This is a genomic window from Streptomyces sp. NPDC014801, assembly GCF_043082085.1.
Classification (GTDB): domain Bacteria; phylum Actinomycetota; class Actinomycetes; order Streptomycetales; family Streptomycetaceae; genus Streptomyces.
On sequence record NZ_JBIBXG010000012.1, the window covers coordinates 238,051 to 251,659 of the forward strand.

The 13,609-nt window shown below is 72.9% G+C and carries 11 protein-coding genes; 5 read left to right on the top strand and 6 right to left on the bottom strand.

The features are described 5' to 3' along the window. Window position 1 precedes the first annotated feature (1 nt). The 3 genes from ACF1AL_RS28890 to ACF1AL_RS28900 all read right to left on the bottom strand — a co-directional run bounded on the left by ACF1AL_RS28890 (window position 2) and on the right by ACF1AL_RS28900 (window position 3,142). Window positions 2-1,363, bottom strand: a complete 1,362-nt coding sequence (locus ACF1AL_RS28890) for a serine hydrolase domain-containing protein (RefSeq protein ID WP_391828058.1) — start codon at window positions 1,361-1,363, stop codon at window positions 2-4. An 85-nt stretch (window positions 1,364-1,448) separates the two neighbouring features. After that, window positions 1,449-1,925 carry a hypothetical protein gene (locus ACF1AL_RS28895; protein ID WP_391828059.1) on the bottom strand — a complete coding sequence of 159 codons (477 nt, stop codon included), beginning with the start codon at window positions 1,923-1,925 and terminating at the stop codon, window positions 1,449-1,451. Continuing rightward, window positions 1,889-3,142, bottom strand: coding sequence for an MFS transporter (locus ACF1AL_RS28900; RefSeq protein WP_391780706.1), 1,254 nt, complete (start codon window positions 3,140-3,142; stop codon window positions 1,889-1,891). The genes ACF1AL_RS28895 and ACF1AL_RS28900 overlap by 37 nt, the downstream gene beginning before the upstream one ends. A gap of 100 nt (window positions 3,143-3,242) precedes the next feature. Here ACF1AL_RS28900 and ACF1AL_RS28905 point away from each other — a divergent pair, with 100 nt between their 5' ends. The 3 genes from ACF1AL_RS28905 to ACF1AL_RS28915 all read left to right on the top strand — a co-directional run bounded on the left by ACF1AL_RS28905 (window position 3,243) and on the right by ACF1AL_RS28915 (window position 5,830). Beyond that, window positions 3,243-4,232, top strand: coding sequence for an ArsR/SmtB family transcription factor (locus ACF1AL_RS28905; protein WP_391828060.1), 990 nt, complete (start codon window positions 3,243-3,245; stop codon window positions 4,230-4,232). Window positions 4,233-4,339: 107 nt separating this feature from the next. Then, window positions 4,340-4,840 carry a glutathione peroxidase gene (locus ACF1AL_RS28910; RefSeq protein ID WP_391660179.1) on the top strand — a complete coding sequence of 167 codons (501 nt, stop codon included), beginning with the start codon at window positions 4,340-4,342 and terminating at the stop codon, window positions 4,838-4,840. A 114-nt stretch (window positions 4,841-4,954) separates the two neighbouring features. Further along, window positions 4,955-5,830, top strand: a complete 876-nt coding sequence (locus tag ACF1AL_RS28915; protein WP_391821195.1) for a MerR family transcriptional regulator — start codon at window positions 4,955-4,957, stop codon at window positions 5,828-5,830. 144 nt (window positions 5,831-5,974) lie between these two features. On the opposite strand, the gene ACF1AL_RS28920 is transcribed toward ACF1AL_RS28915, so the two are convergent. From ACF1AL_RS28920 to ACF1AL_RS28930, 3 genes are all read right to left on the bottom strand, one after another. Then, on the bottom strand, window positions 5,975-6,166 hold the full coding sequence (locus ACF1AL_RS28920; protein ID WP_366835556.1) for a DUF397 domain-containing protein: 192 nt from the start codon (window positions 6,164-6,166) through the stop codon (window positions 5,975-5,977). A 205-nt stretch (window positions 6,167-6,371) separates the two neighbouring features. Beyond that, window positions 6,372-7,229 carry a helix-turn-helix transcriptional regulator gene (locus ACF1AL_RS28925; RefSeq protein ID WP_366835555.1) on the bottom strand — a complete coding sequence of 286 codons (858 nt, stop codon included), beginning with the start codon at window positions 7,227-7,229 and terminating at the stop codon, window positions 6,372-6,374. Between the two features lie 317 nt (window positions 7,230-7,546). Further along, on the bottom strand, window positions 7,547-8,299 hold the full coding sequence (locus ACF1AL_RS28930) for a GPP34 family phosphoprotein (protein ID WP_366835554.1): 753 nt from the start codon (window positions 8,297-8,299) through the stop codon (window positions 7,547-7,549). 381 nt (window positions 8,300-8,680) lie between these two features. Here ACF1AL_RS28930 and ACF1AL_RS28935 point away from each other — a divergent pair, with 381 nt between their 5' ends. Continuing rightward, complete coding sequence (locus ACF1AL_RS28935) at window positions 8,681-11,308, top strand: D-alanyl-D-alanine carboxypeptidase (protein ID WP_391828061.1); 2,628 nt, start codon at window positions 8,681-8,683, stop codon at window positions 11,306-11,308. A 285-nt stretch (window positions 11,309-11,593) separates the two neighbouring features. Further along, window positions 11,594-13,453 (top strand): MFS transporter, encoded by a 1,860-nt coding sequence (locus ACF1AL_RS28940; protein ID WP_391828062.1) that lies wholly within the window; start codon window positions 11,594-11,596, stop codon window positions 13,451-13,453. Window positions 13,454-13,609 lie beyond the last annotated feature (156 nt).

The following is a 13,609-nucleotide window of genomic DNA, read 5'->3' on the forward strand; positions in this document are numbered from 1 at the left end:
ATCAGCTGCTCGCCGGGACCAGGGGGCCGATCGTCGCGGCGGCCATGCGCTGGATCACGTTCATCTCCGTGCCCTTGAGCTGGGTCGGGTTGACCGAGTAGACGACCTTGCGGGAGAGGTCCTTGGTGGCGAACACGCCGCTCGTCCAGCCGGGGCGGGAGCCCGTCTTGCCCCAGACCACCACGCCGTTGGACGCCTCGACCCGCATCATGCCCATGGTCATGCAGGCCCGGCCGTGGTCGGTCTCGGTGCGACACTGGCTGCTGTGGAAGCTGGGGACGTCGGGGACCTCGAAGAGCTTCGCCTGCTGGGCCGGCGGGAGCAGGCGGCCGCGGAAGAGGGCCGTGACGAAGCGGTCCAGGTCGGCGGCGGTGGAGATCATGCCGCCCTCGGCCCCGGGCCAGGGGCTCTGCTCGGTGACGTCCACGGGGTGGGTGGTGCCGTCCGGGGACGTGACCGTCAGGTAGCCGTGGGCGTGCGGGCCGGGCAGGCGCGCGTCGTCGGCGTCGGGGGCGTAGGTGTGGTGCAGCCCGAGCGGGCGGGTGAGGCGGGTCCGCACCTCGTGGGCGTAGCTGTGCCCGGTGATCTTCTCGATCAGCAGGCCGGCGACGAAGTAGTTCATGCCGCTGTACTGCTGGGCCGTGCCCGGCGCGAACTCCATCGGCCGGCCGGCCATCGTGTCGATCACCTGCTGCGGGGTGAAGCTCTTCAGACGGTTGGCGGCGAACCACTCGGGGCTGCCGTCGCCGAATTCCGCGGTGGCGCCCCCGCGCGGCAGGCCGCTGGTGTGGTTGAGCAGCTGGCCGACCGTGACGGCCGGCAGACCGGCGGGCAGGACGCCCGGCAGGTAGCGCTGGACGGGCTGGTCCAGGTCGATCCGGTGCTCGGCGGCGAGTTGCAGGACGATCGTGGCGGTGAAGATCTTGGAGATGCTGCCGATGCGGAGGTACCCGTCGAGCGGTACGCCCTCCCCCGTCTCCAGGTCGCCCACCCCGGACGTGCCGGACCAGTGACCCGCCCGGCCGGTGACCCGCAGCAGCGCGCCGGTGACGTCCGCGTCGGGCAGGCCGGACATGGCCGCCCTCAGCGCCGCCGGGTCCAGGCGCGGCAGCGGCGCGGTCGGGGCGGCCTGCCCCGACGGGGCGGCGGGAACGGGCGGGGCGACGAAGGGGGTCGTGGCGGCGGCGGGCGCGGCGGCCATGGCGGGTGCGGCCACCCCGGCGGCCAGCGTCATCGTCAGGGTGCCGCAGGCGGCCAGGGTGAGCCAACGGGTGCGACGGGCCGAACTGTTCACGTCGGTGCCCTCCAGGAGCGTGGTGGTCGGGCAGGTGATCGACTGCCCGGCCACGAGTCTGTGTCGCACCACCGGTCCGGCCCATCAGGGAACGCCCCCGATCAACCCCCGGGCCGACCCTGACGGTTGGCAGGGTCGCGCCTCATCCTCACGGTCAGCTCGTGGACTTCAGCAGGTACGTGCAGCCCTTCGCGTTCTCCTCGTCCTCGTTGTGGGCCACCTGCTTGCCGTCCACCGTGATCGTGCAGGCCGGGAAGACGAAGCGGGCGTTGGCGTCCTGGACCGCCTGCGGGACGACCGACAGCGGCGCGCCCAGCTTCAGTTCCGCGCCCTTCAGCGTCACCGTCGTCTGCTTCTTCCACGGCAGGTCCACCTGGTCCATGCCGTTGTCCCCGGCGGTCCACAGCACCTGGCCCTTGCCGGACCCCTTGACCTCCAGGGTCACCTGGTGGGTCTCCCCCGCCGCCGAGCCGGCGGCGCCGGACGCGGACGGGTCCGGGGCGCCCGACGCGGACGAGGCCGACGGGGCCTTCGACTCAGACGACGTGGAGCCGTCGCCGCCGCTGCCGCAGCCGGTGAGCAGAACGGCCGCCGTCAGGAGGGTTGTTGCCGTGGTGATGGCCTTGCGCATGCGTCGTTCCCCGTTGTCGTGGCTGAGATGTCCGTCCGATCCTCACCGATCTTCGGCCCGTGTGTCACATCCGCCGCCGCTGCCCGCGCCAGCAGCGCCGTCACCGTCAGGGAGGACAGGGCCAGCAGGGTCATCGCCGCGGCGGTGGAGGTCAGTTGGGCCACCGCGCCGGCCAGTGTCGCGCTGACTCCCTGGAGGGTGAGCATGCCCGCCGAGTGCAGGCCGAGGGCGTGACCGCTCAGCTCGTCGGGGGTCAGCCGCATCAGGCGTTCCTGCTGCAGCAGGCTCGCGCCGAAGCCCGTCGACGCCGTCGTGACCAGTACGGCCGCGAGCCACAGCGGCGGGTGCAGGGCGAACGCCGCGTAAGGGGCGGCCAGCAGGACCAGTGCGGGGGTGATCAGACGGGGGCGGAGGGCGGGCGGTACGACACGGCCCGCCAGCAGGTCGCCGAGCAGCATGCCGAGGGCCGCGCACGCGAACAGGGTGCCCGCCGACCGGGGGGTGTACGGCACGTACAGGGACTCGCAGCCGACGATCAGGCCGTTCGGGATCCACAGGCCCAGATACGTCAGGCGGCGGGGGCGGGACCGCCACAGGGTGGCGTTGGTCCGCCAGGTCGCGCCGACCGAGGGGCGGCCGGCCGCGCGCGGGGGCCGTTCGGTCAGGCCCCGGCGGGTGATCGCGGCGGCCAGGACGTACAGCGCCGCCGAGAGCAGCAGCGTGCTGCGGGGGCTCAGCCAGGTCAGCAGGGCGCCGCCGAGGCCGTAGCCGGTGATCTGCATCAGGCCGGTCAGCATGGTGAACAGCGAGCGGCCCAGGAGGTAGCCGTCCCGGGCCAGGATCTGGTTCAGCAGGCCCCAGCGGACGCCGCCGCCGAGCGACGCCACCAGGCCCTGGACGAGGATCACCGCGAAGACCGCGGCCAGGGGCAGTGCCGCCAGGGCCGCCGTGCACACCGCGAAGGCCAGCGCGATCGCGGTCAGGGCCCTTCGCGGGGGCAGGCGGTCCGCGCCGGACAGCAGCAGGGTGGCGCCCGCCACCTGGGCCAGGGACGGGCCGAACATGCTGACCGCCGACAGCAGCGGGGAGTCCGTCGCCCGGTACACCAGGGTGCCGAGGGCCAGGCCGCCCGTCGTCTGGGCGGCGGTGTGGGCGGCGGAGGAGAGGAACAGCGGGGTGAACTCGGGGGTGCGGAACAGGTCGCCGTAGCTGCGCATGCCCCACACCGTCGGCCCTGCCGGGCGGCGGCCCGTACTCTTTCGCGCACACGCGAAAGGTCACGCACGGACAAGAGCTCGCGCGGAAGGCCGGTGGAGCATGGGGTGGTGGCAGGTCAACGCGGACACGCTGGCGCGGAGCCGGTTCGTGATCTCGCCGTTCGCGGAGGTGTTCTCCTCGCTGAAGCTGCTGCACGCGGCGAGCGGGGCGCACCCCGGGGAGCAGGAGTGGCTGCGGGCGCATCTGCCCGCCTACCGCGCGCTGCTGGCCCGCGATCCCGCCACCGCGCTGCTCGTGCGGGCGGGCCTGGGGCGGGAGTGGATCGCCGACTTCCTCACCCCGGTGCCGTACGACGGGGAGGGGTTCGCCGATGCCGTCGCGCGGGTGCGGCAGGTGGACGGGGCGCGGGCACGCGCCCATCTGCGGATGTCCCTCGCCGGGGACCTGCCGGGCGAGCTGGTGCGGGACGATCTGCCGGAGCGGGCCGCCGCGCTGCTGGAGTGGGTGTGGGAGGAGACCGTACGGCCGTCCTGGGAGCGGCGCCGGCGGGTGCTGGAGGCCGATGTGCTCGCGCGGACGGCGCAGGCCGGCCGCGGTGGCTGGGCGTCGGTACTGGACTCGTTGCGGCCGGGGACGCGGTGGCTGGGCGAGAACCGGTTCCAGGTGAACGCGCACGAGTACCCGCCGCGCGAGATCACCGGCGCGCAGCTGGTGTTCGTGCCGGTCACTTCGCGGTTCGGGTGGGTGAGCTGGGAGGACGGGCGGCGGTACGCCCTCGTGTACCCGTGCGACGGGGTGCTGGCCGGGGACGGCGGGCGGCGGGTGCCGGCCGGGCTCGGGGCCCTGCTGGGGGCGGGGCGGGCCGCGGTGCTGGTGCTGCTCGGCACGCCGATGAGCACGACGCAGCTGGTCGCCGTCACCGGGCAGCCCCTCGGCTCGGTCGGACGGCACCTGCGGGTGCTGCGGGAGGCCGGGCTGGTGCGGGGACGGCGGGCGGGGCGCTCGGTGCTGTACACGCGGACGGCGGCGGGGGACGTCCTGGTGGAGGCGTCGGGGAACGGCGCCCCGGGAGCACCCCACCCGACCTGAAGCCGGCCACCCGGCGGCCCCCCCCCCGCCGGGTCGAACCCGGCCGCCCGACGGGCCCCCGCCCGGCGCCCTCCCCCCGTTCCCCCCGCCCGGTTAGGCTCCCCCTCATGACTACTGACGCCTCCTCCCCCCTCGACGTCGAGATCGGTGCGCTCACCGGTGGTTCCGCCGACCTGAAGCGGTACGCCGGTCAGGTCGTCCTCGTCGTGAACGTCGCCTCCAAGTGCGGGCTGACCCCGCAGTACACCGGTCTGGAGAAGCTGCACGAGCGGTACGCCGAGCGCGGCTTCACGGTGCTGGGCGTGCCGTGCAACCAGTTCCTCGGGCAGGAGCCGGGCAGCGCCGAGGAGATCGCCGAGTTCTGCTCGGCGACGTACGGCGTGACCTTCCCGATGACCGAGAAGGTGGAGGTGAACGGGGAGGGCCGGCACCCGCTGTACGAGCGTCTGGTCGGCTTCGCGGACGCCGAGGGGCACAGCGGGGACATCCGCTGGAACTTCGAGAAGTTCCTGATCGGGCGGGACGGCACGGTCGTCGCCCGTTTCTCGCCGCAGACCGAGCCGGAGGCGGACGAGGTCGTCGCCGCCGTCGAGAAGGCGCTCGGCTAGGGGCGTCTCCCTCGTGATCGGCGCGAGGCGGACACTCGACAGTCCCGCGTCCGGGCGTTGACCTTGCCCTTGGGGCAAGGAGCAGCGTTCCCGTCACCGGGCGAACCTCGCCCGGTGACGGAGGATGCTCAGGTGGACGACGACCTGCTCACGATCGGGGCGTTCGCCGCGCGGGCCCGGCTCTCGCCGAAGGCGCTGCGGCTGTACGACCGCCTCGGCCTGCTGCGCCCGGCGCATGTCGACGAGGTCAGCGGCTACCGCTACTACCGCGCCGGTCAGATCGGCCGCGCCCGCACGGTGGCGCTGCTGCGGCAGCTGGACATGCCGCTCGCGGTGGTCGCCGAGGTGGTCGCTGCGGCCGAGCGGGACGGCGGCGCGGCGGCCGAGCGGCTCGGCGCGTACTGGGCCGGTGTGGAGGCGCGGATCGCGCAGCAGCGCACGCTCGCCGAGTTCCTCCGTGGACGGCTGTCCGGAAGGGGCGTCGAGATGTACGGCAGGTTCGAGGTGGAGACGGTGGAGGTGCCGGCGCAGCTGGTGCTCACCGAGAAGCGGCACACGCTGGCGGACGAGCTGCCCGCCTGGATCGGGGCGTCGCTGGGGAGGCTGGAGGCGGCGGCCCGGGAGTGCGGTGGCGTCACCGGGGCGCCGTTCGTCGTCTACCACTCCGAGGTGTCGATGGAGAGCGACGGTCCCGCCGAGTCCTGTGTGCCCGTCGCCGACGAGAGCGCGGCCCGGGCGTGGGCGGCGGAGCGGGGGCGGGCCTGGGAGACGGCGGTACGGATGGAGCCGGCGCGCCGGCTGGCGTACACGCGGATCACGAAGGCGCAGGTCGCGCACCCGCAGATCCTCGCCGCCTTCGAAGCGGTGGAGGCGTGGATGAAGGAGCGGGGGCTGGAGTACGACGGCCCGTGCCGGGAGGTCTACTTCGCCGACTGGGACGCTGCCGGGCCGGACGACCCGGTGTGCGACGTGGCGTTCCCCGTGCGGTGACGTCCGGGGCCGGCGGGGGCGCTGCCTCCGTCGGCCGGCGGGGAAAGCCGAGCCCTCTCGGCAAGGACGGCGAGCTCGTCGAGAGGGCCCTGTACGTGGTGCTTGCGTGCTGCGGGAACCGCTGGTCTCAGGAAGACCCTCCCCTCAGGACTTGACCGAGGCGACGAAGGCGGACCATGCCTCGGCCGGGAAGGACAGGATCGGCCCCTGGGGGACCTTGGAGTCCCGTACGGCCATGGCGGCCACGACCGGCGACTTGATCTCGACGCACGCGCCGTTGCCCGTGGAGTACGAGGACTTGGTCCAGGTGTCCGTGGCGCCCTGACGAATTGCCATTTCTGCTCCGTAGTGCCTGAGGAACGTTGCTCGATTTGCGCCAACCTTGGTGCTTGCTTGGCGTGATCGACGCTACTCGCCCCCATCGGCTGACGAAGCGACTATTCACTCGTTGGATGGCATATTCCAGAGGAGACTTCCATCCCGGCCGTTGACTGGTGTACCGTGCGGCACTTTCCGCGACCGGGCCGCGCCCGGCGGCCGGTCAGCGGGTGTATTCCTTGGCGATCCGCGAGATGAACTGCAGCGACTGGTCCACGTTCAGCGCCTGCGCGCGCAAGTGCTCGTACATCACGGCGTACTTGTGGACGTCGTTCGGCTTCTCCAGGTACAGGTCGCTGGTGACGCCCTCGATGTAGACGACGCTGGAGTCCGCCGCGTCCGGGAACTCCAGGATCGCGTACTGGCCGTTGAGGCCGGGGTGGGCGCCCATGTCGAACGGGATGACCTGCACGGTGACGTGCGGCAGCTGCGACTGCTCGACCAGGTGGTCGAGTTGGTCGCGCATCACCGACTTGTTGCCGACGACCCGGCGCAGCGCGGCCTCGTCGAGCACCGCCCACAGCCGCAGCGGGTTCTCCGGCGCGGTGATTCGTTCCTGCCGGCGCATCCGCACCTGCACCCGCTTCTCGATGTCGGCCTGCGCGGTCTCCGGCAGCGCGCCCGCGATGAGCGCCTCCGCGTACTGCCGGGTCTGCAGCAGACCGGGCACCACCTGCGGGTCGTACACCCGAAGGCTCGCCGCGTCGGTCTCCAGCCCGATGTAGACGCTGTACGGGATGTCGCCGAAGGTGTGCCACCAGCCCTGCTGGCGGGAGTCCTTGGCCATCTGCATCAGCGAGTCGACGACCCGCTGGTCCTCGACCTCGTAGACACTGCACAGGTCGCGCACGTCGCGCTGGCTGATGCTGCGGCGGCCGTTCTCCAGGCGGCTGATCTTCGACTGCGAGACCAGCAGCCGCTCGGCGACCTCCTCGGCCGTCATGCCCTTGAGCTCACGGAGCCTGCGCAGCTCCTGGCCCAGCCGGCGCCGCCTGACAGTGGGATTGACATTGGACGCCACGGGACGTGCACCTCCGGCTGCGTGCCTGTTGCTTGCAACTTTGCGTATCTGCTGTTGAGCAGACTGCCACCAAGGTGCTTCCTACCGCTGCCGAACGGTGGATATGCGGCGAAGATGCGTACGGCGCCTCGCACACGTGTATGGACATGCGTCCGCGCGGGACGGTCCGGCCTGCCCCTGAAGGGCCACGCCCCGGGGCGTGGCCCCGTGGCGTGTACGGCCGGTCCGTCCCGCGCGGACGCGCGGCTCCCGGACGGGTCCTCGTGGTGGCGCCGGTGAACGGCGCCGGTCACGGCGTGGGTGTCGTGGTGCGCGGCTCAGTGCGCCACGGCACGCGCCATGTTTCCGCGGTGCGGCTGGACCGGAACCCCGCGAGCGGGTTCCGGTGCCGGCCGGGCACCGCCGGGCTGCCGGCCGCCGGGGGCCGCGCCGCGGCGGGGCTGTGCCGCCACGCCGTTCTGCACGTCCATCACGGCGTGCGCGACCAGGCCGCCCATGGGGTCGTGCCGGATCAGGTCGCGCAGCCGGGAACGGGACGAGCGGCCCTCGTTGCCCGGGTACAGGTGCTTGCCGAGTCCGACCGCGTGGGCCAGGGCGGCGAGCGCCGCGGTCCGCGGGTCCGGCGGCACGCCGGTGCGGATCGCCGAATCCAGCCGGGCCCTGATCTCCCGGCTGATCTCGTTGTCCGTCGCCTGATAGCGCGTCGTCGGCAGCACCCCGCACATCTGGCCCTCGACGGCATGCACCATGCCGCACCGCTCCAGATGCGAGAGGTAGGTCTGGCGGAGCCCGAGACGCGGCCCGCCGATCCAGTGGACGGCACGCACCGGAGCGCCGCGCCTTCGCAGCAACTCCAACGCGCAGTCCAGAGTCGGATCTCCTGTCGGCCGTGGTACCACCACGGCGATACGATCCCCGTCTGGGGCTATCCGTCCGGCCAGCGCCAGCTCCACTAGCTGTGCTCCGGCCAGACCGAGGTCGAGCGACTGCGGCTGTGCAGTGGTACCCGTGGCCGGGTCCAGTGCCAGCAGCAGAAGCTCCTCCGGAAGTGTTCTGCGGCTCCTGCCCATCCATGCCTCCCCGCGTGGATGAATGACAGGGTGACCCCTCTCACATTGGTCTGTCGAGGGTGCGTGACCTGTTTGTGAGGGAACCGGCAGGTATGTCGTTCTCGTCCTACGCAGGAGCCGGGCCCTCACACAGGACACTGGTACATGGTTCGGACAGTGCCGTGAGGCGGTGTCCCGGGCGGCGGTTCACGTTTCGGCAGGCGCACGTCAGGGCGTGCGGCGGCGTATGAGGAGGCATCGGTGGCGGGCGAGTCCCCCGACAGGTCGAAGCAGCGCGAGTCGTCGGCAGAACCGACGCCGGGGAGCGCGGCGCCGGTTCCCGAGGCCCGGGGCGAACGCTCCGACGACGTGGCCGCGGGGAGTCACGACCCTCGGCTGGCGATGACGCGGAAGGCGTCCGGCGGGGGCGTGGACACGGCGACCCGGGTGCTGTCGGTGCGCGACCTGGCGGAGGCCGGGGAGGACGAGACCGACGGCGACGGCGGCAAGGACGCCGGCGACCGGGCGGACGGCGACCCCAGCGAAAACGTCACGGCGGACGGGGACGGCGCGGACGCCTCCGGCGAGGCCCCCGACGAGGACGGCGAGTCCGACCGCGAGACGCCGGACGCGGACGATGACGCCTCCGCCGCGGACGGTGACACCTCGGACGGCACCTCGGACAGGGACTCCGCCGGGGCCGACGGCGACGCGCCGGACGCCGCCTCCTCGGACGCCGACGGCGACGTGCCGGGTGCCGAGGGTGACGCGCGCCTGCGGAACGCCGTGGCGGCCTGGGTGCGGTCGGCGGACGGCGACGGCGGGAAGGACGCCCCGGCGGCCTCCGGGACGCCGGAGCGGGCCGTGGAGGCCTCGGACGACGCGGGCGACGAGGACGACCGGGACGGCGACCGAGACGGCGGGTCCTCCGCCGCCGAAGGGAAGGCCGGTGCGTCCGGTACGGCGGCCGAGGCGGACGCCTCCGCCGGCGAGGCGGACGAGACCGACGCCACCGACGACGCGGATGCCTCGGACGCCTCGGACGCCTCCGCCGGCGAGGCGGACGAGACCGACGCCACCGACGACGCGGATGCCTCGGACGCCTCGGACGCTTCCGCCGACAAGGCCGACGACGCCACGGCGGACGACGCCCCCTCGGGCACCCGGAAGGCCGCCGATCAGCCCACCACCATGCTCAAGATCGGTGATCTGGCCAAGGCGCGGGCCGGCAAGGGCCCGGTCGACCAGCCGACCACCATGCTGAAGCTGGGCGACGCCGCGCCCAAGCCGGTCACGGACGCCAAGCCGGGCGGCAAGCCCGACGGCACGGCGGACGCCGAGCCCGATGCGAAGGCCGCGCCCACGGCCGACGCCGAGTCGGCCCCGAAGACCGACGCCGAGCCGAAGCCCGGCAAGGACGGCGAGAACGACAAGCCCGGCAAGGACGGCGGCGAGTCCGAAGCCGAGCGGACCAGCAAGTTCGTCGCGCTCAAGCCGCTCGACGACCCCTCGACCCGCAGGCCCCCGCGCCCCAGCCCGGCCGGCGGGCCGCCCGTGAGCGAGGCGACCACCGCCCTGCGCAAGGTCACCCCGGGCGCCAAGCCCACCGCCCCCGGGACGGCCAAGCCCACGACGCCCGGCGACGCCAAGCCCGCCCCCGCCGGACCGGCCGCCGCCAAGCCCGCCCCCGCGGAGGCCACCGCCGCGATCCCGCAGGTCGGCCCCGAGCGGACGACGCAGCAGCCGCTGCCGCCGAAGCCGCCGCTGGATCTGCTGGCGGAGCTGACGAACACCCCGCCGCCCCCGCAGACCCCGCTGCGCACGGCGGTGCGCCGGGTGAAGATCTGGACGCCGCTGGTCCTGCTGCTGGTGATCGTCTTTGCGATCGTGCAGGCCGTGCGGCCGCTGCCGACGCCCACGCTCGTGCTGACCGCGGCGGACAGCCACACGTTCGCCGGCGACAAGGTGCGGCTGCCGTGGCCCGGCGAGGGCCAGGGCTGGATGGACGTCGACGGCGTCGGCACGATGGACAGCTTCGGCAACCAGACGCCGGTGCCCATCGGCTCGGTCGCCAAGACGATGACGGCGTACATCATCCTGCGCGACCACCCGCTGAAGGTCGGCGAGGGCGGCCCGAAGATCCAGATCGACGCGCTGGCGGAGAAGGAGGGCGGCTACAGCGACGACGGGGAGTCGACGCTGAACACCGTCAAGGCCGGTCAGTTCCTCACCGAGCAGCAGGCCCTGTCGGCCATCATGATCCCCTCCGCCAACAACATCGCCCGGCTGCTCGCGCGCTGGGACGCGGGTTCCGAGGCGGCGTTCGTGAAGAAGATGAACGCCACCGCCAAGGAGCTCGGGATGACGAACACGACGTACACGGACCCCTCGGGGCTGAAGGAGACCACCGTCTCCACGGCCCACGACCAGGTCACGCTCGGCCGCGCGGTCGTGAAGAACCCGGCGCTGGTGGACATCACCAGCAAGGCCAGCTGGACCGACCCGTCGGGCACGTACCACAACAACTACAACGAGCTGCCGTACAAGATGGGGGCGATCGGCATCAAGACCGGCAGCACCACCGCCGCCGGCGGCAACCTGCTCTTCGCGTCCCGCAAGACGGTCGGGGGCAAGACCGTCACCCTCGTCGGCGCGGTCCTCGGCCAGCAGAAGCCGACGATCCTCAAGACGGTCAACGCGGTCAGCAAGACCGCGCTGCTCGCCGCGCAGGACGCGCTGACCTCGGCGAAGATCCTGAAGAAGGGCGACGTCGTCGGCTACGTGGACGACCAGCTGGGCGGCCACACCCCCGTCGTGCTCACGCAGGACGTCACGGCGGTCGGCTGGGCCGGGCTGAAGGTGACGCTGTCGTTTGCGGCGGACGAGCTGCCGCACACGGCGAAGGCCGGGGCGAAGGTGGGCACGCTCACCGTCGGTGACGGCACCAGCGGTGCGGTGAAGGTGCCGGTCGCCCTGGAGCGGGACCTGACCGAGCCGGGCTTCGCCGACAAGCTGACCCGGCTGGGCTGACCTGACAGGACCGACCCGGCTGGGCTGACCGGCTGGGCCGGCACGTCCTGCGGGCCGGGCCGGCACGTCCTGCGGGCCGGGCCGGCACGTCCTCAGGGCCGGGCTGACCCGGCCGGGCCGGGCCGGTCGCGACGGCCGGCCCGGCCCCTCCCGTCACCGCCCGCGCACCCCGGCGGTGGAGCACCACGGCAGAGCTCCCCGGCGGGGTGCGTGCTAGCGTCGCGAAACGGGACAGGTCGCCGGTCGCGGCCGAGAACAGAAGACGGGAACTGGGAGTGCCTTCAGGTGGCCACTGCGGAGCCGACACGCGCCGACGACGCCGGTACGACATCGAGTACCGGCCCTCGAATAGCGCTGCCTGAGACCGGCCCGTCCGGCGGCGGGGACCGCCGCGAGCGTGTCCGGGCCGCCTTCCTCGCGCTGCGGGAACGGATGCTGCGCCATCCGGTGCTGTCCGTCACCGCGCTCGCGGGCGTCCTGCACATCGTCTGGTTCTTCACCTTCGCGAACAGTGGCGGCGACCTGGCGGCGCAGGACGCGTGGGCGGAGTTCGTCGGCCGGCACCCGGACTCGGCGTACAACCTCGCCTGGTACGGCGGGATGCACCCGGTGTCGTACAGCGTGGTGTCGCCGTATCTGATGTCGGTGCTCGGGGTCCGGACGACGATGATGATCGCCGGCACGGTCTCGGCGGGCCTGCTGACGCTGATCCTGATCCGCAGCCGCGCGGTGCGCAATCCGCTGTGGGCGGCGCTGGCCGGGGTGTTCGCCTTCCTGTGCAACGCGATCTCCGGGCGGGTCACCTTCGGGCTGGGCACGATGTTCGCGCTGGGCGCGGTCGCGGCGGTCTTCTGCTGGCCGTACCGCTGGCGCTACAAGCGGTGGGCGAAGGCGCTGTGCGCGGCGCCGCTGGCGGCGCTCGCGACGATGGCCTCGCCGGTGGCGGGGCTGTTCGTGGGCCTGGTGGCGGTCGCGCTGTTCCTGCAGAAGCGGCGGCCGGGCGCCTGGGCGCTGGGGCTGGCCCCGTCGGCGGTGGTGGCGGTCTCGGCGTGGCTGTTCCCGTTCTCGGGCACGCAGCCGATGTCGTTCGGCTCGGCGTCGCTGCCGCTGGTGTTCTCGGGGATCGTCTACGCCGCCGTGCCGCGCACCTGGAAGACGGTCCGGCTGACGGCGGCCGTGTACGGGCTCTCCGTGCTGCTGGTGTGGCTGATCAGCTCGCAGATCGGCTCGAACATCACGCGGCTGGCGATGCTGTTCGCGGGGGTGGCGCTGGTGGCGGCGCTGCCGTTCACCGTGCCGAAGTCCCGCAAGTGGTACGCGGTGGTGGTGGCCTTCTGCGGTTTCGTCGGCTGGATCGGCTTCAAGACGGTCGACGACATCATCCACACCGCCCCGGCCGCGTCCTGGTCGCGCGAGCTGGCGCCGCTGGTGAACGAGCTGCAGCAGATCGGCGCGGAGAAGGGCCGGGTGGAGGTCGTCCCGGCGCGCTCGCACCGCGAGGCGTCCGCGCTCGCGCCGTACGTGAACCTGGCGCGCGGCTGGAACCGCCAGGCCGACATGGAGCGCAACCCGCTCTTCTACGACGACACCCTCAACTCGGCGAACTACCACGAGTGGCTGCAGCGCTGGGCGGTGCACTACGTGGTCGTGCCGAAGGACGAGCCGGACGGCGACGGCGGGCAGCGCGAGCGGGCGCTGGTGCAGCGCGGGCTGCCGTATCTGCGGCAGGTGTGGGGCGACGCGAACTGGCAGCTGTTCGAGGTCACCGACCCGACGCCGCTGGCCGAGCCGAACGCGGTGGTGCAGCGCGCCGAGCAGGGCGAGTGGACGATCCAGGTGAGCCGGCCGGGCCGGATCCTGGTGCGCATCCCGTACTCGCCGTGGCTGAGCATCGTCGACGCCCAGGGCAAGAGCCTGAAGGCGCCGCAGGAGACGCAGGCCTCCAAGCACCGCCCGGAGGGCACGCCGAAGACGTACGACAACGTCAACGGCTGTCTGACGCGGACGGAGGAGGACGCCGACGGCGACCGCTGGACGGTGCTGCTGGCGCCGAAGGCGGGCACCTACCGGCTGGCGGCGCCCTACCAGCTGCCGCGCGGGACGCCCTGCCCGGACGAGCTGAAGGAGAGCGCGCAGACGCCGTAGCCGTCGGACTCGCGTGAGGTCGAGGCCCCTGCCGGTGACCGCCGGCAGGGGCTTTTGCGTGCCCCCCTTCCCGCCCGTCGCGTTCACATGGGTGAACCTGAGCCATCAAGTCGAACGTTTTTACCGTGACTTGACCTTACGCTTGCTTGTCGCGTT

Excerpts from the sequence above, each read along its gene's own strand:
- ACF1AL_RS28895 (WP_391828059.1), bottom strand. The coding sequence starts at position 1,925 with ATGCGCAAGGCCATCACCACGGCAACAACCCTCCTGACGGCGGCCGTT.
- ACF1AL_RS28900 (WP_391780706.1), bottom strand. The coding sequence starts at position 3,142 with ATGCGCAGCTACGGCGACCTGTTCCGCACCCCCGAGTTCACCCCGCTG.
- ACF1AL_RS28905 (WP_391828060.1), top strand. The coding sequence starts at position 3,243 with ATGGGGTGGTGGCAGGTCAACGCGGACACGCTGGCGCGGAGCCGGTTC.
- ACF1AL_RS28910 (WP_391660179.1), top strand. The coding sequence starts at position 4,340 with ATGACTACTGACGCCTCCTCCCCCCTCGACGTCGAGATCGGTGCGCTC.
- ACF1AL_RS28920 (WP_366835556.1), bottom strand. The coding sequence starts at position 6,166 with ATGGCAATTCGTCAGGGCGCCACGGACACCTGGACCAAGTCCTCGTAC.
- ACF1AL_RS28930 (WP_366835554.1), bottom strand. The coding sequence starts at position 8,299 with ATGGGCAGGAGCCGCAGAACACTTCCGGAGGAGCTTCTGCTGCTGGCA.
- ACF1AL_RS28935 (WP_391828061.1), top strand. The coding sequence starts at position 8,681 with ATGACGCGGAAGGCGTCCGGCGGGGGCGTGGACACGGCGACCCGGGTG.